The sequence below is a fragment of the Streptomyces sp. R11 genome, from assembly GCF_041051905.1.
Lineage (GTDB): Bacteria > Actinomycetota > Actinomycetes > Streptomycetales > Streptomycetaceae > Streptomyces.
In genome coordinates this window covers 2,328,769-2,351,344 of record NZ_CP163432.1, presented here as the reverse complement: position 1 = coordinate 2,351,344, position 22,576 = coordinate 2,328,769, and the positions used below count along the sequence as shown (strand labels likewise).

The window sequence follows — 22,576 nt, the reverse complement described above, 5'->3', positions numbered from 1 at the left end:
CCGATGAACGGGCTGTCCACCATCCTGATCGTCGTCGGCCTCTTCCTGGTCGGCGGCATCATCTCGTTCGCCAAACAGCAGATGCCGAAGAGCCTCATCGTGCTGCTCTCGATAGGCGCCGCGATGTGTCTCCTTGCGGGTGTCCTGAGGCTGGAGGTGTGGAGTTGAGCGCTTCTTCGAAGAAGGTCGTCGTCTTCGACTACGGCTTCGGCAACGTGAGGTCCGCCGAACGCGCCCTCGCGCGCGCGGGAGCCGACGTCGAGATCACGCGTGACTACGACAAGGCGATGAACGCCGACGGCCTGCTGGTACCGGGCGTCGGCGCGTTCGCCGCCTGCATGCAGGGCCTGAAGGAGGCCCGCGGCGACTGGATCGTCGAGCGACGGCTGTCCGGCGGGCGTCCGGTGATGGGCATCTGCGTCGGCATGCAGATCCTGTTCGCGCGCGGCATCGAGCACGGGGTCGAGACCGAGGGCCTCGGCGAGTGGCCCGGCTCGGTCGAGCCGCTGCAGGCCGACATCGTTCCCCACATGGGCTGGAACACCGTGGACGTGGCGGCAGGCTCCGAGCTGTTCGCCGGGCTGGACGCGGAGGCGCGCTTCTACTTCGTGCACTCCTACGCCGTCCACGACTGGACCCTGGAAACCGAGAACCCGCTGATGACCGCGCCGCAGGTCACCTGGTCGACACACGGCAAGCCCTTCGTGGCCGCCGTGGAGAACGGCGCCCTGTGGGCCACGCAGTTCCACCCCGAGAAGTCCGGCGACGCCGGAGCGCAGCTGCTCACCAACTGGATCGGAACCCTGTAGAGACATGGCCAAGCTCGAACTCCTCCCCGCCGTAGACGTCCGCGACGGCCAGGCCGTCCGCCTCGTGCACGGCGAGTCCGGCACCGAGACCTCCTACGGCTCGCCCCTGGAGGCCGCCCTGGCCTGGCAGCGCTCGGGCGCCGAGTGGCTGCACCTGGTCGACCTGGACGCCGCCTTCGGCACCGGCGACAACCGCGACCTGATCGCCGAGGTCGCGAAGGCGATGGACATCAAGGTCGAGCTGTCCGGCGGCATCCGCGACGACGCCTCCCTGGCCGCCGCGCTCGCCACGGGCTGCACACGCGTGAACCTCGGTACGGCCGCGCTGGAGACCCCCGAGTGGGTCGCCAAGGTCATCGCCGAGCACGGCGACAAGATCGCGGTGGGCCTGGACGTACGGGGCACCACGCTCCGCGGCCGCGGCTGGACCCGTGACGGCGGCGACCTCTACGAGACGCTGGAGCGCCTCAACAACGAGGGCTGCGCCCGCTACGTCGTCACCGACATCGCCAAGGACGGCACGCTCCAGGGCCCGAACCTGGAGCTGCTGAAGAACGTCTGCGCGGCGACCGACCGCCCGGTGGTCGCCTCCGGCGGGGTCTCGTCGCTGGACGACCTGCGGGCCATCGCCGAGCTGGTCCCCCTCGGTGTCGAGGGCTCCATCGTCGGGAAGGCCCTGTACGCGAAGGCGTTCACCCTGGAAGAGGCCTTGGAGGCCACGTCGTGAAAACGGACACAGTGTCATGACGCCGGATGCCGTGCGGCGCGTGCAGAGCGGAAGTCCCTGGGAAGAGTCCTTCGGTTTCGCACGTGCCGTGGCGGCGGGCGATCGCGTCCTGGTCGCGGGCACGACGTCCTTCAAGGGCGACGTGCTGTACGGCGAGGGCGATCCGTACGAACAGGCCAAGGCGGCCTTCGCCAACGCGATCGAGGCGATCGGTGAGTTCGGGCTCGACGTCGGGTCCGTGGTCCGTACGCGGATGTACCTGACCCACGCGCGTGACGTGGAGGCCGTGGGACGGGCCCACAAGGAGTACTTCGACGCCGTGCGTCCCGTATCGACGCTGCTGGTCGTCGAGGGGTTCGTGGACTCGCGCATCCTGGTCGAAGTGGAAATAGAAGCATTCAGAAGGACGTTGGAGGAGCCGGTTTCATGACCCTGGCGGTCCGAGTCATCCCCTGCCTGGACGTGGACAACGGCCGGGTCGTCAAGGGCGTCAACTTCCAGAACCTGCGCGACGCGGGCGACCCCGTCGAGATGGCCAAGGTGTACGACGCCGAGGGCGCCGACGAGCTGACGTTCCTGGACATCACCGCGTCGTCCGGCAACCGCGAGACGACCTACGACGTGGTGCGCCGCACCGCCGAGCAGGTGTTCATCCCGCTGACGGTCGGCGGCGGTGTCCGCACGGCCGAGGACGTGAACAAGCTGCTGCGGGCGGGTGCGGACAAGGTGGGCGTCAACACCGCCGCCATCGCGCGTCCCGAGCTGATCCGTGAGATCGCCGAGCGGTTCGGGCGGCAGGTGCTGGTGCTGTCGGTCGACGCGCGGCGCACGCCCGAGGGCACCTTCGAGGTGACCACCCACGGCGGTCGTCGCGGCACCGGCATGGATGCCGTCGAGTGGGCGCACCGCGCGGCCGAGCTGGGCGCGGGCGAGATCCTGCTCAACTCGATGGACGCGGACGGCACGAAGGACGGCTACGACCTGGAGATGATCCAGGCCGTACGCAAGCACGTGACGATCCCGGTGATCGCCTCCGGCGGCGCCGGCAAGCTCACCGACTTCCCCCCGGCCATCGAGGCGGGGGCGGACGCGGTGCTGGCGGCGTCGGTGTTCCACTTCGGGGATCTGCGGATCGGCGAGGTGAAGGAGACGCTGCGGGCGGCGGGACACCCCGTCCGCTGACACCGGGCTGAGCCCCGGCCGTGCTGGAAGCGGCCGGGGCTTTTTCGCGCGCAGACGCGAAAGGAAAGTTGCGCAAAATCTGTTGTGCAATTTTTCTTTCATATCTACGGTGAGGGCATGACGGACAGGGAGAGAGACCGCCGCATCACCGACCTGGGCACCCTCAAGGCGCTCGCCCATCCGCTGCGGATGAAGCTGCTCCGAGGGCTGACGACCGCCCAGGTCGCCACTGCCTCACAGCTCGCCGAGCAGGTCGACGAGGCGGTGTCGCTGGTCAGTTACCACCTGCGCAAGCTCGCCGAGCACGGGCTCATCGAGGAGGCCGAGCCGCAGAGCCCCGACGGGCGCGAGCGCTGGTGGCGGCCCGCCTCCGACGGTGTGCGCATCCGCGACGAGGACTTCCGTGACGCCCCCGAGAAGGCGGCCGCGCACACCGCGGCGAGCCGCCTCTTCGCCGAGCAGCGCACGGACATGTATCGGCGCTGGCTCGACGAGCGCGTCCACTGGGGCCCCGAGTGGAACCGGGCGGCCGAGTCCTCCGAATCCAGCCTGCGGCTCACGGCGGACGAACTGGCCGAGCTGAACAAGGAGTTGCTGGCCCTCCTGCGCCGGTACGACGAGCAGGGCCGGGCCGCCGACGCCGCCGGCGACACCGAGGGCCGCGAGAACGTCGCGGTGCACACGTACGCCTTCCCGTCGCGGCCCTGAGAGGACCGACGTGACTTCGACGCAGACCGGCACCGAGACCGTCCCGGTCGCGGAACGCGCCGCCCACCGCGACCCCAACGTGCTGCGCTGGCTCGGCGCGTACGCCTCGTCGGCCATCGGCGACAACGTCTACTACCTCGCCCTGTCCTGGGCAGCCGTACAGGCCGGTACGCCCGCCCAGGCAGGCCTGGTCACCGCGCTGAGTGCGGTGCCGCGGGCCGTGCTGATGCTGGGCGGGGGAGTCATCGCCGACCGGTTCGGCCCGCGCAGGGTGCTGATCAGCAGCGACGCCGTGCGCTGCGCGGCGGTTCTCGCGGTCGCCGTACTGTTGCTCGTGAGCAGCCCCGGCCTGTGGCCGCTGGCCGCGCTGGCGCTGCTTTTCGGGGCCGTCGACGCCGTCATGATGCCTGCCCTGGGCGCGCTGCCGACCCGGATCACCGGGCGCGGACAGCTCGCTCGCGTGCACGGGATGCGAGGACTCGCCGTCCGGCTGGCCAACGTCGTCGGGGCACCGCTCGGCGGCCTCGGCGTGGCCCTCGGGGGCACCGCGGCGGCGTTCGGTCTGGCCGGGTTGCTGTTCGCGGCCTCCCTGCCGCTCCTGATCGCCCTACGGGTCGGAAAGCAGCCCGAGGACGACGCACGCGCGCGTGGCAGCGCATGGAGCGACCTGACCGGCGGCCTGCGCCACATACGCGGCCACCGCGTCCTGCGCCCGCTGATCGTCGTCATCGCACTCAGCGACCTCGGCTTCGTCGGCCCGCTCAACGTCGGCCTGACCCTGCTCGCCGACGAACGCGGCTGGGGAGCCGGGGGAGTCGGCTGGGTGCTCGCCGGGTTCGGCACGGGCGCGGGGGCGGCCTCGCTGTTCCTCACCACCCGAGGCCGCGTCCCGCGCGCGGGGCTCGTCCTGTCCGTGTCCGGCGTGGTCGGCGCGGTGGCGATCGGCTTCCTGGCCTTCGTGCCGAACGCCGCGACCGCCGTCGCCGTGGCCCTGTCCATCGGCCTGATCTCGGGGCTGAACGGCGTCCTGTGCGGGGCGCTGCTGCAGGCCGAGTCCGGCGGGGTCTACGTCGGCCGGGTCACGTCCGTGGCGAACTTCTTCAGCCTCGGCGTAGCCCCGCTCACCTTCCCCCTGACCGGCGCCGCGATCGGCTTGTGGGGCACCGGCCCGGTCTTCGTCGCCAGCGCCCTGGTCTGCGGGCTCGGCGGCGCGGTCGGCCTGTGCGCGGGGGGTCTGCGCCGGGCGGAACTGCCTCGCTGACGGCGCAGACCGGCGCGCCGGCGCCGTGGCCCTGTCCGTGTGGGGCTGCCCTCTGGGCTGAACGGCGTCCAGTCCGGGGGGCGCCGCAGGCCCCCGGCGGGGCGTACGTCGGCCGTGTCACACCCGTGGCGAACGCCTCCAGCTTCGGCGTCCGCCCGTGCACCTTCCCGTGACCAGTGCCGACCGCGAGCCGCTTCCGGAGCCCCGGCTAGATCCCGAGCTGTTTCGTCTCGTGCAGCTTGGCGATCGCGTCCTCGTCGCCGTCCAGCTCGACCTTGGCGGCGCTCTGGCGGCCGTAGGAGAACAGCAGCAGCTCCGAGGGCTCGCCGGTCACCGTGACGACCGGGGTGCCGCGGTGGGCGACCGCCGTCTGACCGTCGGGGCGGCGCAGCACCAGGCCTGTGGGGGCGGTGCGGCCCATCAGGCGGGCGGAGCGCTCCAGGCGGGACCACAGGGCGTCCTGGAAGACCGGGTCGAGCTCGCGCGGCGTCCAGTCCGGCCGGGCACGGCGTACGTCCTCCGTGTGGACGTAGAACTCGAGCGTGTTGGACGCCTCGTCGATCTGCTTGAGCTGGAACGGTGAGAAGCGCGGTGGGCCGGTGCGGATGAGCTGGATCAGCTCCTCGTACGGCTTGGCCGCGAACTCCTCCATCGCCCTGTCCAGGCGCGGCGCGAGCTGCTTGATCAGAATGCCGGCGGCAGCGTCGGGGCGGCGCTCGCGCACCACCACGTGCGCGGCCAGATCACGGGTCGTCCAGCCCTCGCAGAGGGTTGGTGCCTCAGGGCCCTCGGCCTCCAAGAGGTCGGCAAGGAGAAGTCGTTCACGCTTGGCGAAAGTCGACATGGAGTCAGCCTACGACCGCGTACCGGGTCCGCCCAATGGACAGCCGGCCGTCACTGTCAGTCGCGCGCGGCACAATGGCATGCATGACCACCAGCACGCCCCGTCAGCCCAGTCCGCTGGACCCCGAGATCGCCGCCCGCATCAAGCGCAGCGCGGACGGGCTCCTGCCCGCCATCGCCCAGCAGTACGACACCGGCGAGGTGCTCATGCTCGGCTGGATGGACGACGAGGCGCTGCATCGCACGCTCACCACCGGCCGCTGCACCTACTGGTCGCGCAGCCGCCAGGAGTACTGGGTCAAGGGCGACACCTCCGGTCACTTCCAGTGGGTGAAGTCCGTGGCCCTGGACTGCGACGCCGACACCGTGCTCGTCAAGGTCGACCAGGTGGGCGCGGCCTGCCACACGGGCGCGCGCACCTGCTTCGACGAGGACGTGCTGCTCAAGGACGGCGCCGCCGGCGATTCCGGCGCACCGGCCACGGATCAGTAGGGTCAGCCGCCATGGACCTCGAGACGTTCCGCAAGCTGGCCACCGACCGCCGCGTCATTCCGGTCACCCGCAAGCTCCTCGCCGACGGCGACACCCCGGTCGCGCTCTACCGCAAGCTCGCCGCCGAGCGCCCCGGCACCTTCCTGCTGGAGTCCGCGGAGAACGGCCGCTCCTGGTCCCGCTACTCGTTCGTGGGCGTCCGCTCCGCGGCCACGCTCACCACGCGCGACGGACAGGCCCACTGGCTCGGCGCCGCACCCGTCGGCGTCCCCGTCGAGGGCGACCCGCTCGCCGCCCTGCGCGCCACCATCGAGGCCCTGCACACCCCGCGCGATCTCGCCCACGACCTGAACCTGCCGCCCTTCACCGGCGGCATGGTCGGCTATCTCGGCTACGACATCGTGCGCCGCCTGGAGAAGATCGGCCCCGGCGAGCGCGACGACCTCAAGCTGCCCGAGCTGACCATGCTGCTCACCAGTGACCTCGCCGTCATGGACCACTGGGAGGGCTCCGTCCTGCTGATCGCCAACGCGATCAACCACAACGACCTCGACACGGGCGTCGACGAGGCCTACACGGACGCGGTCAGCCGCCTCGACGCCATGCAGGCCGACCTCTCGCGCGCGGTCGCCCAGCCGCCGGCGGTGCTGCCGCCCTCGGAGCTCCCCGAGTACACCGCCCTGTGGGGCGGCGAGGACTTCCAAGAGGCCGTCGAGGACATCAAGGAGCGCATCCGGGCCGGCGAGGCCTTCCAGGTGGTCCCCTCCCAGCGCTTCGAAACGCCGTGCACGGCAAGCGCGTTGGACGTCTACCGAGTCCTCAGGGCGACCAACCCGTCGCCGTACATGTACCTCTTCCGGTTCGACGGCTTCGACGTCGTCGGCTCGTCCCCCGAGGCCCTGGTGAAGGTCGAGGACGGGCAGGCCATGGTCCACCCCATCGCCGGCACCCGGTGGCGCGGGGCGACCCCGCAGGAGGACCAGGCCCTCGCCGACGAACTGCTCGCCGACCCCAAGGAGCGCGCCGAGCACCTCATGCTCGTCGACCTGGGCCGCAACGACCTGGGGCGGGTCTGCGAGCCGGGTTCGGTGGAGGTCGTCGACTTCATGTCCATCGAGCGCTACTCACACGTGATGCACATCGTCTCGACGGTGACGGGCCGCGTCGCGCCGGGCCGCACCGCCTTCGACGTCCTGACGGCCTGCTTCCCGGCCGGCACCCTCTCCGGTGCCCCCAAGCCCCGCGCGATGCAGATCATCGACGAGCTCGAGCCGTCCCGAAGGGGGCTGTACGGCGGCTGCGTCGGCTACCTCGACTTCGCGGGCGACTCCGACACCGCCATCGCGATCCGGACGGCCCTGCTGCGGGAGGGCACCGCGTACGTCCAGGCGGGCGCGGGCATCGTCGCCGACTCCGACCCCGTCTCCGAGGACACCGAGTGCCGCAACAAGGCGGCTGCCGTACTGCGGGCCGTGCACACCGCCAACCGGCTCAAGTGACCCCTCGCAGCCGCCGTTCGTGGACCCGGGTGGCGGCCATCACCTGAACCCCGGGTGTCTGATCGTTCGGGGTTCGGGTGATAGTGGAGTACGTGACTGCTGTTCCTCCTCCCCGTTCCGAAGCCCCGGCTTCCGCCCGGGCCGGCCGTATGAGCCTCGCCGTCGCCCTGCTGTGCGGTGCGCTCGGCGCGGCCGTGGCGCTGCTCTCCACCCGGCAGCGCTGGTCGGAGGGCACCGCGATGGTGCCCGGCGGCGCGTTCCCCCTGACCGCCAAGGGCAGCGACGTCACGGGCGTCCCCGCGGCCCTGGCCATAGTGGGGCTCGCCGCGCTCGTCGCCGTCTTCGCCGTCCGCCGGGCCGGCCGCTTCATGGTCGCCGGACTGCTCGCGCTCTCCGGCGCCGGCATCGTCGCCGCGGCCCTGCTCGGCGCCTCCGACAGCTCCGCGCTGGACGAGAAGGCCGCGCAGGCATCCGGCGACACCTCGGCCACCGTCCAGGCGCTCACCCACACCGCCTGGCCGTACGTCGCGGCCGTCGGCGGCGCCCTGATCCTGCTCGCCGGACTGCTGGCCCTGCGCTACGGCCGGCTGTGGCCCGGCATGTCCGGCCGCTACGAGCGCTCCGGTGCACCCCGGCCGCGCGGCAGGAAGGCCCCGGCCGCCGACCCCGACCGGCCCGAGGAGCTGTGGAAGGCCCTCGACCGGGGCGAGGACCCGACCGGAGCCTGAGACCCGTCCGGGCGCGCCGTGACCCCCGATCACCGCACGCGCACGCGTGCGGGACAATGACTGCGAGCGACCGGCTCAACCACGTACGACACGTACACAGCAACGAGGAGCAAGCAATGGCGGGCAGCAGCCACGGTCACACCCCGGCCGCCTGGACCGGTGTCACGATCGCGTTCATCGGTTTCTGCGTCTCGGGCGCCTTCATGGTGTTGGCTCAGCCCGCGGGCTTCTGGGCCGGCCTGGGTGTCGTGGTCCTCGGCGGCGTCGTCGGCTGGATCATGCGCGGCATGGGCCTCGGCCAGCCCAAGGACGCGCACGAGGCGCTCATCGAGCAGCAGCGCGAGCCGGCGAGCGTCGAGAGCTGACACGCGTACGACCTTCACTGAGGGGCGACCCGGCGCCGAACAGGGCGCGGTGGGCGCCCCTCACGCGTGTGCGGGCACAATGCACGGTGTGAACGCCAACAGCCAGAGGGTGACGCGGCCCGGCACGGGGAGTGTGCTCGGTCGGCTGGCCGTCCCGGCGGGGATCCTCGCGGCCGTCGTCGGCGCTTTCGCGTACGTCGGTGCCGTCGACCCGAACGAGCCCGGCCACTACCCCACCTGTCCGCTTTTGCAGCTCACCGGCATCTACTGCCCCGGCTGCGGCGGCCTGCGCAGTGCGCACGCCGTCGCCCACGGAGACGTCCTGGCGGCGCTCCAGGACAACGCGCTGGCCGTCGCCGGCTACGGGCTCTTCGCCGTGGTGTGGACCGTCTGGGTGGTCCGTGCGGTGCGCGGGAGGCCGTTCAGGATCGATCCAGGGCCGGTGCAGCTGTGGGCCGCGGGCGCGTTGCTGCTGGTCTTCACCGTTGTCCGGAACCTGCCTTTCGGTGGCTGGCTACACCCTTGATCAACTAAGGAACGTCCAGGTAGTGGGACCGGCGTCAACCGGATGCGAGGCCTACGCCCTCCTGCGGATACCATCGCAGTGACCATAGGTTTCGTACCGCTTTCACAGTCAACCGTCTGGAAGGGGGCCGCTCGCGTGAGTGTGCTCGACGAGATCATCGACGGAGTCCGTGCCGACCTCGCGGAGCGGCAGGCGCGCGTCAGCCTCGACGAGCTCAAGGAGCGCGCGGCGAAGGCGCCCGCGGCCAAGGACGGGGTCGCCGCGCTCAAGGGCGACGGCGTCAAGGTCATCTGCGAGGTCAAGCGCTCCAGCCCTTCCAAGGGCGCGCTGGCCGCGATCGCCGACCCGGCCGGGCTCGCCGCGGACTACGAGGCGGGCGGTGCGGCCGTCATCTCCGTGCTGACGGAACAGCGCCGCTTCGGCGGCTCGCTGGCCGACCTGGAGGCCGTTCGCGCGCGCGTGGACATCCCGGTCCTGCGCAAGGACTTCATCGTCACGTCGTACCAGCTGTGGGAGGCCCGGGCCTACGGCGCCGACCTCGCCCTGCTGATCGTCGCGGCCCTCGACCAGTCGGCGCTGGAGTCGCTGATCGAGCGCGCGGTGTCGATCGGCCTGACCCCGCTGGTCGAGGTGCACGACGAGGACGAGGTCGAGCGTGCCGTGGACGCGGGCGCGAAGATCATCGGCGTCAACGCGCGGAACCTGAAGACCCTGGAGGTCGACCGCGGGACGTTCGAGCGCGTCGCACCCGAGATCCCGGACAACCTCGTCAAGATCGCCGAATCGGGCGTCCGCGGCCCCCACGACCTCATCGCCTACGCCAACGCCGGCGCCGACGCGGTCCTGGTCGGCGAGTCCCTCGTCACGGGCAAGGACCCGAAGTCGGCGGTCTCCGACCTGGTGGCAGCGGGCGAGCACCCGGCACTGCGCCACGGGCGCGGCTGATCACCCGCTAGGCTGACCCCGATGAATCGCACTGTGACCACCGTGGACCGGTACGCCCGCCTCGCGCGCGGCTGCCGCCCTCGCGGCTGCCGCGCGCCGGCACGCCGCGTGCACGGGCGCCGCGTGCGATATGTCATCGGGGACGAACCCGGGCAGGTGAACGGCCGTCGATGGCAGCGCGCCCTTTAGGGGCGCGGGGAACTGCGCGACAAGCCACAGACGGCCCTTCGCCGTCGAACAAACCCCGCCCCCACGGCGACCAGTGCTGTTCACACACCACTCACCGTGAGGTTCACTCATGCCCAGCGACTTCTTCATCCCCGACCCGGAGGGTCAAGTCCCCAGCGCCGAAGGCTACTTCGGCGCCTTCGGCGGCAAGTTCATCCCGGAGGCCCTCGTCGCCGCCGTGGACGAGGTGGCCGTCGAGTACGACAAGGCCAAGCACGACCCCGAGTTCGCCCGTGAGCTCGACGACCTGCTGGTGAACTACACCGGCCGCCCGAGCTCCCTCACCGAGGTGCCGAGGTTCGCCGAACACGCCGGTGGCGCACGGATCTTCCTGAAGCGGGAAGACCTCAACCACACCGGCTCCCACAAGATCAACAACGTGCTCGGCCAGGCCCTGCTCACCAAGCGCATGGGCAAGACCCGCGTGATCGCCGAGACCGGCGCCGGCCAGCACGGCGTCGCGACGGCGACGGCCTGCGCACTGTTCGGCCTCGACTGCACCATCTACATGGGCGAGATCGACACCCAGCGCCAGGCCCTCAACGTGGCCCGGATGCGCATGCTCGGCGCCGAGGTCATCGCCGTGAAGTCCGGCAGCCGCACCCTCAAGGACGCCATCAACGAGGCGTTCCGCGACTGGGTCGCCAACGTCGACCACACGCACTACCTCTTCGGCACGGTCGCCGGCCCGCACCCCTTCCCGGCGATGGTCCGCGACTTCCACCGCGTCATCGGCGTCGAGGCCCGCCGCCAGCTCCTGGAGCGCGCCGGCCGTCTCCCCGACGCCGCCGTCGCCTGCGTGGGTGGCGGCTCCAACGCCATCGGCCTGTTCCACGCCTTCATCCCCGACCCGGACGTACGCCTGATCGGCTGTGAACCTGCGGGCCACGGCGTGGAGACCGGCGAGCACGCGGCCACCCTCACCGCGGGCGAGCCCGGCATCCTGCACGGCTCCCGCTCCTACGTCCTGCAGGACGACGAGGGCCAGATCACCGAGCCGTACTCGATCTCGGCCGGCCTGGACTACCCGGGCATCGGCCCCGAGCACTCCTACCTCAAGGACAGCGGCCGCGGCGAGTACCGCGCGGTCACCGACGACGCCGCCATGCAGGCGCTGCGCCTGCTGTCGCAGACCGAGGGCATCATCCCGGCCATCGAGAGCGCCCACGCGCTCGCCGGGGCCCTCGAAGTCGGCCGGGAGCTGGGCAAGGACGGGCTGATCGTCGTCAACCTGTCCGGGCGCGGTGACAAGGACATGGACACGGCCGCCCGTTACTTCGGCCTCTACGACACCGACGCCGAGGTCGCCGCCGACGCCAACGGTGGCGCCGCCGAGATCCAGGGGGACGCCAAGTGAGCGGAAACATCCAGCTGTTGACGGACACCCTGCGTGCCGCCAGGGCCGAGGGCCGCTCCGCGCTCATCGCCTACCTCCCGGCAGGGTTCCCCACCGTGGACGGCGGCATCGAGGCGATCAAGGCCGCACTCGACGGGGGTGCGGACGTCGTCGAGGTCGGTCTGCCGCACAGCGACCCCGTCCTCGACGGTCCCGTCATCCAGACCGCCGACGACATCGCCCTCAAGGGCGGGGTCAAGATCGCGGATGTCATGCGTACCGTCCGCGAGGCGCACGAGGCCACCGGGAAGCCGATCCTCGTCATGACGTACTGGAACCCCATCGACCGCTACGGCGTCGAGCGCTTCACCGCCGAACTGGCCGAAGCGGGCGGGGCGGGCTGCATCCTGCCCGACCTGCCCGTGCAGGAGTCCGCCCTGTGGAGGGAGCACGCCGAGAAGCACGGGCTCGCGACGGTCTTCGTCGTGGCGCCCAGCAGCAAGGACGGGCGGCTCGCGCAGATCACCGCGGCGGGCAGCGGCTTCGTCTACGCCGCCTCGCTGATGGGCGTCACCGGCACCCGCGAGTCCGTGGGTGCGCAAGCCCAGGACCTGGTCGAGCGCACCCGGGCCACCGGCACCGACCTGCCCGTCTGCGTCGGGCTCGGCGTCTCCGACGCCAGGCAGGCCGCCGAGGTCGCCGGCTTCGCCGACGGCGTGATCGTCGGCTCGGCCTTCGTCAAGCGGATGCTGGACGCGCCGGACGACGCGGCCGGCGTCGAGGCCGTGCGGACGCTCGCCGGTGAGTTGGCGAAGGGCGTGCGCGGGCGGGCGTAGGCAGCGTTCCAAGCAGGGTTCTCGGCAGCGAAATACATCGTCAGACGAAGGGCCTTCCGTACGAGTCGCTCGAACGGGTGGACCTGAGGCCGGGGAGGCGCGCAGCGCCTCCCCGGTTCGTTCTGCGGGTGTGAGCGAAAAGAATCGTGACGGAAAGCGGACCGCCCGGGAGCGGCTGGCGGTCGAGCGTGAGAAGCAGAAGGCCGCCGACAAGCGGCGCCGCGCGCTGATCGTGGGCGCGAGCGTCGTCTGCGTCCTCGGACTCGCGGCGGTGATCGGAGTCGTCGCGGCGAACGCCGGCAAGGACGACAGCAGCGAGTCGTCGGGCCCGGTCGTGGGGCCCTCGGGTGCGCAGGGCAAGGACGGCCTCGCGATCCCGGTCGGCGAGGAGAGCGCCAAGTCGACGCTCACGGTCTGGGAGGACTTCCGCTGCCCGGCCTGCAAGTCCTTCGAAGAGGCCTACCGATCGACGATTCATGAGCTGACGGACTCCGGAAAGCTCAGAGTCGACTACCACCTGGCGACGATCATCGACGGCGGCATGGGCGGCACCGGCTCGCGCAACGCCGCCAACGCCGCGGCCTGCGCCCAGGACGCCGGGAAGTTCACGCCGTACCACGACGTGCTGTTCCAGAACCAGCCCCCCGAGCCCGACGACGCCTTCGCCGAGAACAGCAAGCTCCTGGAGCTCGCGGGCAAGGTCAAGGGCCTGGACACGCCCGCCTTCCGCAAGTGCGTCGAGGACGGCACCCACAACAGCTGGGTCGACAAGTCCAACGAGGCGTTCAAGAAGGGCGGCTTCAGCGGCACGCCGACGGTGCTGCTGAACGGCAAGAACATCTACCAGGACCAGACGATGACCCCGGCCAAGCTGAAGCAGATGGTGGAGGAGGCCGCCAAGGGGTGACCCCCGATGGGCAGGCCGCTTGCGCGCACTGCCTGTTATGGACCCGTAGCCGGGCTGCCTGACATCGCTGCCGCCCGGCAGGGTAGCGTCGACCTTGCCATGGAACTTGCCTACATTCCCAGCCCGTCGCGCGGGGTGATCCACCTCGGTCCCATCCCGCTGCGCGGCTACGCCTTCTGCATCATCATCGGTGTCTTCGTAGCCGTCTGGCTCGGCAACAAACGCTGGATCGCCCGGGGCGGGCGATCCGGCACGGTGGCCGACATCGCGGTCTGGGCCGTGCCGTTCGGCCTGGTCGGCGGGCGCCTCTACCACGTGATCACGGACTACCAGCTGTACTTCAGCGAGGGCCGTGACTGGGTGGACGCCTTCAAGATCTGGGAGGGCGGCCTCGGCATCTGGGGCGCCATCGCCTTCGGTGCGCTGGGCGCGTGGATCGGCTGCCGCCGCCGTGGCATCCCGCTGCCCGCGTACGCCGACGCCGTCGCCCCCGGCATCGCCTTCGCGCAGGCGATCGGCCGCTGGGGCAACTGGTTCAACCAGGAGCTGTACGGGCGGCCGACCGACCTCCCGTGGGCGCTGGAGATCACGTCCTCGACGGACGGGCGGGTGCCGGGCAGCTACCACCCGACGTTCCTGTACGAGTCGCTGTGGTGCATCGGCGTCGCGCTGCTGGTGATCTGGGCCGACCGCCGTTTCAAGCTGGGCCACGGTCGGGCGTTCGCGCTGTACGTCGCCGCGTACTGCGCGGGGCGCGCGTGGATCGAGTACATGCGGGTCGACGACGCCCACCACATCCTGGGCCTGCGGCTGAACGTCTGGACCGCGCTGATCGTGTTCCTGCTGGCGGTGACGTACTTCGTGGTCTCCGCGAAGAAGCGGCCCGGCCGGGAAGAGATCGTGGAGCCGGGTGCCGCCGACGGTGAGGTCGAGGGCGGTGACGAGGCCGACGGCGAGAAGGCCGAGGCGGAAGCCCCGGAGCGCTCTGAGGAGGTCTCGGAGACGTCTGACGACTCCGACCCGTCGGATGCCGAGAGCAAGAAGGAAGCCGCCGACGAGGCCGAGTCGGCCAAGAAGAGCTGACGGTCGGTAGTACGTCGAAGAGGGCGCCCAGATCTGTCCGGGCGCCCTCTTCGCGTGTTCAGGCGCGGCGGGCCAGGGACAGCGTGCGCTGCGCCGTCGCGACCACCGCCGCGTCGATGAAGCTGCCGTCCGGGAGGGCCTGGGCGCCCCGGTTCGTCGCCGCCGCCTTGATGATCGTCTCCGCCTGTTCCAGCTCCTCCTCCGTGGGGAGGTAGGCGCGTTCGATCACCGGGAGCTGGCGCGGGTGGATGGCCGTACGGCCCAGGAAGCCCAGGGCACGGCCGTGCGCGCAGGTTGCCGCCAGGCCTTCCAGGTCGCGGATGTCGGGGTGGACCGACTGGGGCGGTGGGGCCAGGCCCGCGGCCCTGGCCGCGACGATGACGCGGGAGCGGGACCAGTCGAGACCCGCGTCGCCCCGGATGCCCAGGTCGGCCCGCAGATCCGACTCGCCGAGGGCGATCCCGCGCAGGGACGGATGGGCGGAGGCGATCGCGTACGCGCGCTCGATGCCCAGGGCCGACTCCAGCAGGGCGTGCAGCGGTGGGGCGCCGCCCGCGCTGGGCGGTGTGGTCTCCGCGAGGTGGACGATCTGGTCGGCGGACCGCACCTTGGGCAGGCGGATGCCGGACAGGCCGGGGCGCGTGGCCAGTGCCTCCAGGTCCTTGGCCGCCGCCGGGGTGTCCAGGGCGTTCACACGGACATGGACGGGGACGGGGTGCTCCGGCTCGGAGAGCAGGTCGGCGGTGGCCGACCGGGCGTAGTCCTTGCGGTCCGGGGCGACCGCGTCCTCCAGGTCGACGATCACGATGTCGGCGCCGGACGTCAGGGCCTTGGCCACCACATGGGGGCGGTCGCCGGGGGCGTACAGCCAGGTCAGGGGGTAGGGCGTCACAGGGCGCCCTCCTCGCGCAGGGCCGCCAGTTCGGAGGAGGTCAGGCCCAGGTCGGTGAGGATCTCGTCCGTGTCCGCGCCGTGCGGGCGGCCTGTCCAGCGGATCGTGCCGGGGGTGGCGGAGAGGCGGAAGAGGACGTTCTGCATGCGCAGCGGGCCCAGTTCGGGGTCGTCGACGGTGGTGATCGTGTCGAGGGCCGCGTACTGGGGATCGGTCATCACGTCCCGTACGTCCTGGATCGGGGCGGCCGCCGCTTCAGCCTTCTCGAAGGCCGCGAGGACGTCGGCGCGGGTGTGGCGGGCGATCCAGTCGCCGACCGCCTTGTCGAGGACGTCGGCGTGGCGGGCCCGGTCGGCGCCCGTCGCGAACCACGGCTCGTCGATCAGTTCGGGGCGCCCCACCAGGTGCATCACGCGCTCGGCGATCGACTGGGCCGAGGTGGAGACGGCGACCCAGGTGCCGTCCGCGGTGCGGTACGTGTTGCGCGGGGCGTTGTTGGCGGAGCGGTTGCCGGTGCGTTCCTGGACGTAGCCGAGCTGGTCGTACCAGGTCGCCTGGGGGCCGAGCGCCAGCAGCATCGGTTCGATGAGGGCCATGTCGACGACCTGGCCCTCGCCGGTGCGCTCGCGCGCGGCCAGGGCCGTCATCACGGCGTACGCGGTGGCGAGGCCCGCGATCGAGTCGGCGAGGCCGAACGGCGGGAGCGTGGGGGGCGCGTCAGGCTCGCCGGTGAGCGCGGCGAAGCCGCTCATCGCCTCGGCGAGGGTGCCGAAGCCGGGGCGGTGGGCGTAGGGGCCGAACTGGCCGAAGCCGGTGATGCGGGCGAGGACCAGGCGGGGGTTGGCGGCGGAGAGCTCCGGCCAGCCGAGGTCCCACTTCTCCAGGGTGCCGGGGCGGAAGTTCTCGATGACGACGTCCGCGGTGGCGACCAGGCGCAGCAGGGTGGCGCGACCGCCGGGCTTGGAGAGGTTGAGGGTGATCGTGCGCTTGTTGCGGCCGAGGACCTTCCACCACAGGCCGACGCCGTCCTTCGACGGGCCGTGGCCGCGGGAGGGGTCCGGCTTCTCGGGGTGCTCGACCTTGACGACCTCCGCGCCGAAGTCGCCGAGCATCGTGGCGGCGAGGGGGCCGGCGAAGAGGGTGGCCAGGTCGAGGACGCGGAGGCCGGACAGAGGCGCCACGGCTGCTTCCGTCCCCCGGGTTGTCTGCGATGTCTCGGTCATGACGCGTACCGTTCCTCGATCTCGGGGCGGTACGGCATCGACACCGAGGCACCCTCCCGCTGGACCGACAGCGCGGCTGCCTCGGCCGCCCATCTCAGTGCGTCCCGCATCGGACGCCCTTCGCCGACGGCCACCGCGAGGGCGCCCACGAAGGTGTCGCCGGCGCCGGTGGAGTCGACGGCGGTGACTTTCGGGGCGGGGACGGTCAGGGGGTCCGCGCCGCGGGTGGCGTACAGGCTGCCGGACGCGCCCAGGGTGACGACCACCTCGGGCACCTGGTCGAGCAGCGCGGTGGCCGCCTCGCGGGGGTCGGTGCGGCCGGTGAGGGTGGTGGCCTCGTGCTCGTTGGGGACCAACAGGTCGATGGCGGCGAGGAGTTCGCGGGGCAGGGGCTGGGCGGGCGCCGGGGTGAGGATCGTACGGACGCCGTGCCGGCGGGCCGCCTGTGCGCCGGCGAGGACCGCGGCCAGCGGGATCTCCAACTGCAGCAGCAGCGTGTCGGCGGAGGCGATGACGCCCTCGTCGCCGGGGCTGAGGTGGTCCAGCGTGCCGTTCGCGCCGGGGATCACGACGATCGCGTTGCCGCCCTCGTCGTCCACGACGATGTGCGCGGTGCCGGACGGGCCCTCGGCCGCGCGGAGGTCGTCGGTGTCCACGCCGGAGTGTTCGAGGGTGGAGCGCAGGTGGGTGCCGTAGGCGTCGTTGCCGACGGCGCCGATCATCAGGACGTTGCCGCCCGCGCGGGCCGCCGCGATCGCCTGGTTGGCGCCCTTGCCGCCGGGGATCGTACGGAACTCCCGGCCCGTCACGGTCTCGCCGCGCTGGGGGGCCTTCTCGACGTACGTGACGAGGTCCATGTTCGTGCTGCCGAGCACGACGATGTCGGTCATGGGTGAGCGGCCTCCAAGGGGGTGAGCCGGTGGGTGAGCTCGTGGGTCAGCCGGGCGAGCGTGTCGAAGCCGGTGCCGTTGAAGTCGGCGACGGAGGTGGCGAGGCGGTTCTTGAGAGGGGCCGTCCAGCGGTCGGGGAGCGCGGTGGGGGTGCCGGCGAGGAGGGCGGCGATGCTGCCCGCGGTCGCGCCGTTGGAGTCGGTGTCCCAACCTCCCGACACGGCACGGCAGATGGAGCCGGTGAAGTCGCCGTCCGCGTGGGTGAGGGCGGCGGCGATCAGGGCGGTGTTGGGGATGGCGTGGACCCAGTGGTGGGTGTGCGCGTGGGCGGCGTGGAGTTCGTCGACGACCGTGTCGAAGCCCTCGTGGGTCCGGGCGAGCCGGACGGCGCGGTGGATCGCCTCGGCCAGGCGGGAGCTCGGGGGGATCACCGTGAGGCCGGTGCGCAGGCAGGCGTGGATGTCCCGGGCGCCGGTCGCCGTCGCTGCCTGTGCGATGACCGCGGCCGTGAACATCGCCGCGTAGACGCCGTTGGCGGTGTGGGTGAGGGTGGCGTCGCGGTGGGCCTGTTCGGCCGCGGCGGCCGGGTCCCCGGGGTTGGTCCAGCCGTGGACGTCCGCGCGGATGAGGGCGCCGATCCATTCGCGGAAGGGGTTGCGGTGCCGGGCCGTCTGCGGAGGTTCGATGCCGAGGAGGAGGTTGCGGTGGGCGATGCGCTCGGCCGTGAAGGTGCGGCCGGGCGGGAGTTCGTCGAGCCAGAGGCGGGCCACGTCGGTGGTGGTGAAGGTCTTGCCGTGGCGTTGGAGCAGGAGGAGGTTGAGCAGGGGGTAGTTGAGGTCGTCGTCCTCGGGCATGCCGTCGATGTTCTCGGCGAGGGAGGTGGTCGCCGAGCGGCGGTTCCAGGGGTGGGCGGTGAGGAGGTCCTCGGGAACGCCGCGAGCGGTGAAGTAGGTGCTCAGGGGCCAGTTGCCGGTGGACGCGGCCAGTTGGCGGATGGCTTCGAGGGGGAGCTTCTCCACGGGCTTGCCCAGGAGGCAGCCGACGGCTCGGCCGAGCCAGGCGGCCTCGTAGCGGGTGGGAGCGGGCGGTGCCGCGGACGTGCCGGGATCGCCCGGCCAGTCGGGGCACCGGGACTTGATCCTGTCCAGATCCGTCGGCTCGTCGTCCTCCAACCTGCTGGGCAGGTCCGCCAGTTCGTCCAGCAGGTCCTTTGCCAGAGTCCGCAGATATCTCGACGCCGGCTCCGCGGACGAGCCCGCCCGCAGCGGGGCCGGTCGGCCGCCCGCCGCCGTCCACCTCGCCGCGATCCTCGACGGCTCCCTGCCGTCCAGGGCCGCCTGGCGCAGTTCGTGGCCGAGCAGGTCCTCCGGCTGGACCCAGGTCAGTCGGAGCATGCTCGGCCCTCCAGTGCGGTGAAGGCCGCCTCGTGGGCACGGCGTCGGCGGACGTCACGGGCGTGGATCTCTCTGGTCACCTCGGTCAGCGTGTGAGCCGGCTCCCAGAGGTCGAGGCGGCTGGCCTCCGCGACCGTCTTCGACCAGTCCTGAGGGGGCGGTGAGCCCAGGGCGCCGCACACGGCGCCGGCCATCGTCGCGATGGAGTCGCAGTCGCGGCCGTAGTTCACGGCGCCCAGGACCGCCTGGCGGTAGTCGCCGTTCGCGACCAGCAACATGCCCAGGGCGACGGGGAGTTCCTCGATGGCGTGCAGTCGGGAGGGGCGACGGGCGCCGAGGGAAGGCTGTCGGTAGTCGGGGCCGACCGTGTCGTACGGGGCGACCGCCTCCCGGAGCGGGGCCAGGGCCGACTCGAAGTCGCTGTGGCGGCTCGCCGCTTCGCAGACCTTCTCGATCGCCGTCCGCGTGCCGTCCTTGGCCAGGGAGAGACAGGCCGTGACGACCGAGTCCGGTGTCGCCCCCGGCATGCACGCCGCCGCCACCGCCGCCGCGAAGACGCCCGCCGCCTCACGGCCGTACGACGACTGATGGGCGCCCGCGATGTCCAGCGCCTCGGCGTACGCCGCCCTCGGATCGGCCGCGTTGACCAGGCCGACGGGGGCCACGTACATCGCGGCACCGCAGTTGACGATGTTGCCGACGCCCGCCTCACGCGGGTCCACGTGGCCGTAGTGGAGGCGCGTCACCAGCCACTTCTCCGCCAGGAAGAGGCGGTGCAGAGGGAGGGCCTCCGACTCCAGTTCCGGGATCCAGCGCGGGTTCGTCATCAGGTCCGGGACCAGGTGGTCGGCGATCGCGTACGCGTCGAGGTGGTCGCGGACCGTCCCGTAGACGCGGATCAGCGCATGCGTCATCAACGTGTCGTCGGTGACGTGCCCGTCGCCCTTGTGATACGGCGCGATGGGGCGGGCCGTGCGCCAGGCGTCGCCGTTCCAGGGGCCGACGATGCCGTGGACACGGCCGCCGTGGCGCTGAAGGATCTGGTCGGGGGAGTAGCCCTCCACCGGGCCGCCGAGGGCGTCGCCGACCGCCGCGCCGACCAGGGCGCCGGTGATCCGCTCGTCGAGACGCGGGCCACTGCTTTCTTCTGCTTTGGGCGTCATGCCCGAATCATCCTCCTGGTCGGGCCGGTTGTGTGGCTTCCAGGAGTTCGGCGAGTTCCACCAGGTCGGTGCCGGTGAGTCGGGGGAGTACGCAGCCGGAGAGGGTGCGGCACGCGTCGCGCCAGCTCGCCGGGATCGACGCGCCGCCGCCCAGCGCGCCCGTGAGCGCGCCGGCCAGGGCCGGTGCCGAGTCCGCGACCCGGGACAGACACGCGGCGGCGGGGACCGCCTCGGCGATACGGCCGTCCGCCGTGACCGTGAGGGCCAGGGCCACCGGGACCGTTTCGGCCGCGGCGACGCCGTAGCTGTAGACGTGGTCGACGATTTGGTGTTCGAGGAGGGGGATCAGGGCGAAGGCGCTGTCGGCGGCCCGCGCCAGCTTCAGCGCGTGGCGGGCGTTGCGGCCGATCTCCGTCTCCTCGGGGAGTTCGGCGAGAGCGGCGGTGACGCAGGCCTCGGTCGTCGCGCCGGTCAGAGCCAGGGCGAGGGCCGCCGCCATCGCCCTCGCGCCGTGCACCCCGTCGCCGTCCTGGGTGTAGCGGGCGTCGAACTCGGCGAGGTCGGCTGCGCGGCGGGGGTCGCCGGGGTGGGCCACGGCGAGGACGCAGGCCCTGACGCAGGCGGCGTCGTCGAAGTAGTGCGGGTTGTCGTGGCCGGTGGCGGGTGGGCGCAGGCCGGTGGCGAGGTTGCCGAGGCCGGCGCGGACGGAGATGCGGGCGCGCAGGGGGAGGATCGCCGACTCGACCTCGGGGGCGCGGTCGGCTGCGGCGGCCACTTCGCTGGCCACGGCGTTCCAGGTCAGGTCGATCGCGGCCCGGGTGCGGCGCTCTCGGCTGAGGTCGCCGAGGGCGGTGTCGTCGCCGGCGCGCAGGAGCGCCTCGGCTGCGAAGGCCGCCCATTCCGCATCGTCGGAGGGGCCGAGGCGCAGGGGCTCCGGGGGTTGGTTCAGGGCGAGGGGGAGGGGGAGGGTGGTGGTGGCGTTGTGTTCGGCGAAGGTGTCGAGTTCTCGGGTGAGGCGGCGGGTCCATTCGGGCATGCGGGCGGCTCTGTGGCGGGCGGCGGGCCAGCCGGCGGCGTCGCCTGCGGCGAGGCCGAGCAGGAGGCCGGCGATGCGTTGTCCGGCCTCGGCTTCGCCGTCGGCCGGTTGTCTCCCACCCGCACCGCACGTGCGACTTTCGTCGTCGGGTGCGGGTGGCCCCGGTGGGGCGTTCTCGCCGTCGGCGACCGCGGGATCGTTCGGTGGCACGAGGACCGTGGTGTCGTCATTCGGGGGCGCCGAAGTCGGGGACCCCTCGTCCAGGGGACGGGGCGGCGTCACGGCCGGACCTCCGCCTCGTCGTCACTGACCAAGGCGAGGGAGTGGCGCGCGAAAGCCCCGCCTCCCAGCGGCACCTCACCTGCCTCGGACCCCCTCGCCCCCCACTTCCCGCCCTCCCCCGGCACCAGCAGCTCCGCCACATCCAGCACGTGGTGCCCGGACATCGACGGCAGGCAGCTGCCCCGCGCCGGCCCGATCGCCGCCGCCCACTCCGCCGGGATCGCGGACTCGCCCTGCGTCGCCCCCGCCAGGGCCCCCGCGACCGCCGCCGTCGTGTCCGCGTCCCGGCCCATGTTCACGGCCGTGAGGACCGCCTGGACGAAGTCGCCGTCCGCTGCCGCGTACGCCCCGAAGGCCAGTGCGACCGCCTCGGGGGCCAGGTCGGTCCAGGGGTAGCCGCCGATGACGACGGCCGAGCGGACCGCGCGTTCGCCGCGGTGGGCCACCGCCACGGCCCGGCGCAGCGAGCGAGCCGTCCAGGAGTCGTCCGGGACCACCGCCAGGGCCGAGGCCACCACGGCGATCGTCGGTGCTCCCGCCATCGCCGCCGCGACACCCGCCGCCACCGCCTGGCCGCCGTAGATGCCCTCGCCCTCGTGGCTCACCGAGCCGTCGATCGCCACCAGCCGGGCCGCCTCGGCCGGGCGGCCCGCCGCGAAAACGCCGAAGGGGGCCGCCCGCATGGCGAGACCGTCGCTCCAGGCGTGCCGGTGCTGGGCGGAGATGGGGGCCGCGAGGCCCCGGCGGAGGTTCTCCAGCGTGCCGCGCTCGCTGAAGCCCGCGCCCCGGAAGGGGCCCTCCGCACGGTCCGCGATCCACTGGTGCCAGGCCGATTCCACATGGGCCGGGGTGAGGGCCGAGCCGTGGCGGGCGAGGAGGAGGCCCGAGAAGATCGCGTACTCCGTGTCGTCCGTGCCGGAGGGGTTGTCGGTGACGAAGCCGGTGATACGGCCCCAGCGGGCGCGGATCTCGGAGGGCTTCATGTTCTCCGCGGGGGCGCCCAGCGCGTCGCCGACGGCCAGGCCCAGCAGCGCGCCGCGCGCCCGTCCGCGGAGTTCGGCGGCGTCCCCGGGCGCCGGGACCGAGGGAATGCAGGCGGTCGATGGCATGCGTGGCCTCTCCTCCGGGGGCTCCGCCCAGGGCGCGGAGCCCTTTGCGGATATGTCCCACCGTCGGCGGTTGACCCGAGCCTCGGAAGCCTCAGTGTCACCCGGTCGACAT

At 72.2% G+C, this 22,576-nt stretch carries 26 protein-coding genes; 18 read left to right on the top strand and 8 right to left on the bottom strand.

Annotated elements, in window-relative coordinates; genetic code table 11:
• Positions 1–3 precede the first annotated feature (3 nt).
• The 7 genes from AB5J55_RS10735 (at position 4) to AB5J55_RS10705 (ending at position 4,687) form a co-directional block, all read left to right on the top strand.
• Positions 4–168: a hypothetical protein gene (locus AB5J55_RS10735; protein WP_351193596.1), complete on the top strand. Its 165-nt coding sequence runs from the start codon at positions 4–6 to the stop codon at positions 166–168.
• Entirely contained in the window at positions 159–809 is a 651-nt protein-coding gene (gene hisH, locus AB5J55_RS10730) for an imidazole glycerol phosphate synthase subunit HisH (RefSeq protein ID WP_369270436.1), read from the top strand. The genes AB5J55_RS10735 and hisH overlap by 10 nt, the downstream gene beginning before the upstream one ends.
• Positions 810–813: 4 nt before the next feature.
• Positions 814–1,536, top strand: coding sequence for a bifunctional 1-(5-phosphoribosyl)-5-((5-phosphoribosylamino)methylideneamino)imidazole-4-carboxamide isomerase/phosphoribosylanthranilate isomerase PriA (gene priA / locus AB5J55_RS10725; RefSeq protein WP_369270435.1), 723 nt, complete (start codon positions 814–816; stop codon positions 1,534–1,536).
• Positions 1,537–1,552: 16 nt separating this feature from the next.
• Entirely contained in the window at positions 1,553–1,966 is a 414-nt protein-coding gene (locus tag AB5J55_RS10720; protein ID WP_369270434.1) for a RidA family protein, read from the top strand.
• On the top strand, positions 1,963–2,718 hold the full coding sequence (gene hisF / locus AB5J55_RS10715) for an imidazole glycerol phosphate synthase subunit HisF (RefSeq protein WP_369270433.1): 756 nt from the start codon (positions 1,963–1,965) through the stop codon (positions 2,716–2,718). Before AB5J55_RS10720 ends, hisF begins: the two co-directional genes overlap by 4 nt.
• Positions 2,719–2,835: 117 nt before the next feature.
• On the top strand, positions 2,836–3,426 hold the full coding sequence (locus AB5J55_RS10710; RefSeq protein WP_369270432.1) for an ArsR/SmtB family transcription factor: 591 nt from the start codon (positions 2,836–2,838) through the stop codon (positions 3,424–3,426).
• Between the two features lie 10 nt (positions 3,427–3,436).
• A complete protein-coding gene (locus AB5J55_RS10705) occupies positions 3,437–4,687 on the top strand; it encodes an MFS transporter (protein WP_369270431.1) in 1,251 nt (416 codons plus the stop codon).
• A gap of 208 nt (positions 4,688–4,895) precedes the next feature.
• Here AB5J55_RS10705 and AB5J55_RS10700 read toward each other — a convergent pair whose 3' ends face one another.
• Entirely contained in the window at positions 4,896–5,531 is a 636-nt protein-coding gene (locus AB5J55_RS10700) for a TIGR03085 family metal-binding protein (RefSeq protein WP_369270430.1), read from the bottom strand.
• 83 nt (positions 5,532–5,614) lie between these two features.
• On the opposite strand from AB5J55_RS10700, the gene hisI reads away from it, so the two are divergent.
• The 11 genes from hisI (at position 5,615) to lgt (ending at position 14,475) form a co-directional block, all read left to right on the top strand.
• Positions 5,615–6,022: a phosphoribosyl-AMP cyclohydrolase gene (gene hisI, locus AB5J55_RS10695; protein WP_369270429.1), complete on the top strand. Its 408-nt coding sequence runs from the start codon at positions 5,615–5,617 to the stop codon at positions 6,020–6,022.
• Positions 6,023–6,033: 11 nt separating this feature from the next.
• Positions 6,034–7,521 (top strand): anthranilate synthase component I, encoded by a 1,488-nt coding sequence (locus tag AB5J55_RS10690; RefSeq protein WP_369270428.1) that lies wholly within the window; start codon positions 6,034–6,036, stop codon positions 7,519–7,521.
• Between the two features lie 83 nt (positions 7,522–7,604).
• Positions 7,605–8,249, top strand: a complete 645-nt coding sequence (locus AB5J55_RS10685; protein ID WP_369270427.1) for a TIGR02234 family membrane protein — start codon at positions 7,605–7,607, stop codon at positions 8,247–8,249.
• 116 nt (positions 8,250–8,365) lie between these two features.
• Entirely contained in the window at positions 8,366–8,614 is a 249-nt protein-coding gene (locus AB5J55_RS10680) for an HGxxPAAW family protein (RefSeq protein ID WP_328428399.1), read from the top strand.
• A 79-nt stretch (positions 8,615–8,693) separates the two neighbouring features.
• Entirely contained in the window at positions 8,694–9,140 is a 447-nt protein-coding gene (locus AB5J55_RS10675) for a DUF2752 domain-containing protein (RefSeq protein WP_369270426.1), read from the top strand.
• A gap of 135 nt (positions 9,141–9,275) precedes the next feature.
• The gene (trpC, locus tag AB5J55_RS10670; RefSeq protein ID WP_369270425.1) at positions 9,276–10,085 is read left to right on the top strand and encodes an indole-3-glycerol phosphate synthase TrpC; all 810 of its coding nucleotides are present in this window, start codon (positions 9,276–9,278) and stop codon (positions 10,083–10,085) included.
• Between the two features lie 21 nt (positions 10,086–10,106).
• Complete coding sequence (gene trpM / locus AB5J55_RS10665) at positions 10,107–10,274, top strand: tryptophan biosynthesis modulator TrpM (RefSeq protein ID WP_369270424.1); 168 nt, start codon at positions 10,107–10,109, stop codon at positions 10,272–10,274.
• A 109-nt stretch (positions 10,275–10,383) separates the two neighbouring features.
• On the top strand, positions 10,384–11,670 hold the full coding sequence (gene trpB / locus AB5J55_RS10660) for a tryptophan synthase subunit beta (protein WP_369270423.1): 1,287 nt from the start codon (positions 10,384–10,386) through the stop codon (positions 11,668–11,670).
• Complete coding sequence (trpA, locus tag AB5J55_RS10655) at positions 11,667–12,485, top strand: tryptophan synthase subunit alpha (protein ID WP_369270422.1); 819 nt, start codon at positions 11,667–11,669, stop codon at positions 12,483–12,485. The genes trpB and trpA overlap by 4 nt, the downstream gene beginning before the upstream one ends.
• Before the next feature lie 130 nt (positions 12,486–12,615).
• Positions 12,616–13,392 (top strand): DsbA family protein, encoded by a 777-nt coding sequence (locus tag AB5J55_RS10650; protein WP_369270421.1) that lies wholly within the window; start codon positions 12,616–12,618, stop codon positions 13,390–13,392.
• 99 nt (positions 13,393–13,491) lie between these two features.
• Entirely contained in the window at positions 13,492–14,475 is a 984-nt protein-coding gene (lgt, locus tag AB5J55_RS10645; protein WP_369270420.1) for a prolipoprotein diacylglyceryl transferase, read from the top strand.
• A gap of 58 nt (positions 14,476–14,533) precedes the next feature.
• Here lgt and AB5J55_RS10640 read toward each other — a convergent pair whose 3' ends face one another.
• From AB5J55_RS10640 to AB5J55_RS10610, 7 genes are all read right to left on the bottom strand, one after another.
• The gene (locus AB5J55_RS10640) at positions 14,534–15,367 is read right to left on the bottom strand and encodes a CoA ester lyase (protein WP_369270419.1); all 834 of its coding nucleotides are present in this window, start codon (positions 15,365–15,367) and stop codon (positions 14,534–14,536) included.
• Positions 15,364–16,590, bottom strand: coding sequence for a CaiB/BaiF CoA transferase family protein (locus tag AB5J55_RS10635; protein ID WP_369270418.1), 1,227 nt, complete (start codon positions 16,588–16,590; stop codon positions 15,364–15,366). Before AB5J55_RS10635 ends, AB5J55_RS10640 begins: the two co-directional genes overlap by 4 nt.
• On the bottom strand, positions 16,587–17,480 hold the full coding sequence (gene rbsK / locus AB5J55_RS10630) for a ribokinase (RefSeq protein WP_369270417.1): 894 nt from the start codon (positions 17,478–17,480) through the stop codon (positions 16,587–16,589). Before rbsK ends, AB5J55_RS10635 begins: the two co-directional genes overlap by 4 nt.
• The gene (locus AB5J55_RS10625; RefSeq protein WP_369270416.1) at positions 17,477–18,874 is read right to left on the bottom strand and encodes an ADP-ribosylglycohydrolase family protein; all 1,398 of its coding nucleotides are present in this window, start codon (positions 18,872–18,874) and stop codon (positions 17,477–17,479) included. Before AB5J55_RS10625 ends, rbsK begins: the two co-directional genes overlap by 4 nt.
• Entirely contained in the window at positions 18,862–20,037 is a 1,176-nt protein-coding gene (locus AB5J55_RS10620) for an ADP-ribosylglycohydrolase family protein (protein WP_369270415.1), read from the bottom strand. Before AB5J55_RS10620 ends, AB5J55_RS10625 begins: the two co-directional genes overlap by 13 nt.
• 7 nt (positions 20,038–20,044) lie before the next feature.
• Positions 20,045–21,283, bottom strand: a complete 1,239-nt coding sequence (locus AB5J55_RS10615) for an ADP-ribosylglycohydrolase family protein (protein ID WP_369270414.1) — start codon at positions 21,281–21,283, stop codon at positions 20,045–20,047.
• Positions 21,284–21,351: 68 nt separating this feature from the next.
• Positions 21,352–22,464, bottom strand: a complete 1,113-nt coding sequence (locus tag AB5J55_RS10610; RefSeq protein WP_369270413.1) for an ADP-ribosylglycohydrolase family protein — start codon at positions 22,462–22,464, stop codon at positions 21,352–21,354.
• Positions 22,465–22,576: the final 112 nt, after the last annotated feature.

What these genes read in the sequence shown, in the direction of transcription:
- AB5J55_RS10610 (WP_369270413.1), bottom strand. Translation starts at nt 22,464, where the DNA reads ATGCCATCGACCGCCTGCATTCCCTCGGTCCCGGCGCCCGGGGACGCC.
- AB5J55_RS10700 (WP_369270430.1), bottom strand. Translation starts at nt 5,531, where the DNA reads ATGTCGACTTTCGCCAAGCGTGAACGACTTCTCCTTGCCGACCTCTTG.
- hisF (WP_369270433.1), top strand. Translation starts at nt 1,963, where the DNA reads ATGACCCTGGCGGTCCGAGTCATCCCCTGCCTGGACGTGGACAACGGC.
- AB5J55_RS10635 (WP_369270418.1), bottom strand. Translation starts at nt 16,590, where the DNA reads ATGACCGAGACATCGCAGACAACCCGGGGGACGGAAGCAGCCGTGGCG.
- trpB (WP_369270423.1), top strand. Translation starts at nt 10,384, where the DNA reads ATGCCCAGCGACTTCTTCATCCCCGACCCGGAGGGTCAAGTCCCCAGC.
- rbsK (WP_369270417.1), bottom strand. Translation starts at nt 17,480, where the DNA reads ATGACCGACATCGTCGTGCTCGGCAGCACGAACATGGACCTCGTCACG.
- AB5J55_RS10620 (WP_369270415.1), bottom strand. Translation starts at nt 20,037, where the DNA reads ATGACGCCCAAAGCAGAAGAAAGCAGTGGCCCGCGTCTCGACGAGCGG.
- priA (WP_369270435.1), top strand. Translation starts at nt 814, where the DNA reads ATGGCCAAGCTCGAACTCCTCCCCGCCGTAGACGTCCGCGACGGCCAG.
- lgt (WP_369270420.1), top strand. Translation starts at nt 13,492, where the DNA reads ATGGAACTTGCCTACATTCCCAGCCCGTCGCGCGGGGTGATCCACCTC.
- AB5J55_RS10675 (WP_369270426.1), top strand. Translation starts at nt 8,694, where the DNA reads ATGCACGGTGTGAACGCCAACAGCCAGAGGGTGACGCGGCCCGGCACG.
- AB5J55_RS10690 (WP_369270428.1), top strand. Translation starts at nt 6,034, where the DNA reads ATGGACCTCGAGACGTTCCGCAAGCTGGCCACCGACCGCCGCGTCATT.
- AB5J55_RS10680 (WP_328428399.1), top strand. Translation starts at nt 8,366, where the DNA reads ATGGCGGGCAGCAGCCACGGTCACACCCCGGCCGCCTGGACCGGTGTC.
- hisI (WP_369270429.1), top strand. Translation starts at nt 5,615, where the DNA reads ATGACCACCAGCACGCCCCGTCAGCCCAGTCCGCTGGACCCCGAGATC.
- AB5J55_RS10720 (WP_369270434.1), top strand. Translation starts at nt 1,553, where the DNA reads ATGACGCCGGATGCCGTGCGGCGCGTGCAGAGCGGAAGTCCCTGGGAA.
- trpM (WP_369270424.1), top strand. Translation starts at nt 10,107, where the DNA reads ATGAATCGCACTGTGACCACCGTGGACCGGTACGCCCGCCTCGCGCGC.
- AB5J55_RS10625 (WP_369270416.1), bottom strand. Translation starts at nt 18,874, where the DNA reads ATGCTCCGACTGACCTGGGTCCAGCCGGAGGACCTGCTCGGCCACGAA.
- AB5J55_RS10735 (WP_351193596.1), top strand. Translation starts at nt 4, where the DNA reads ATGAACGGGCTGTCCACCATCCTGATCGTCGTCGGCCTCTTCCTGGTC.
- AB5J55_RS10710 (WP_369270432.1), top strand. Translation starts at nt 2,836, where the DNA reads ATGACGGACAGGGAGAGAGACCGCCGCATCACCGACCTGGGCACCCTC.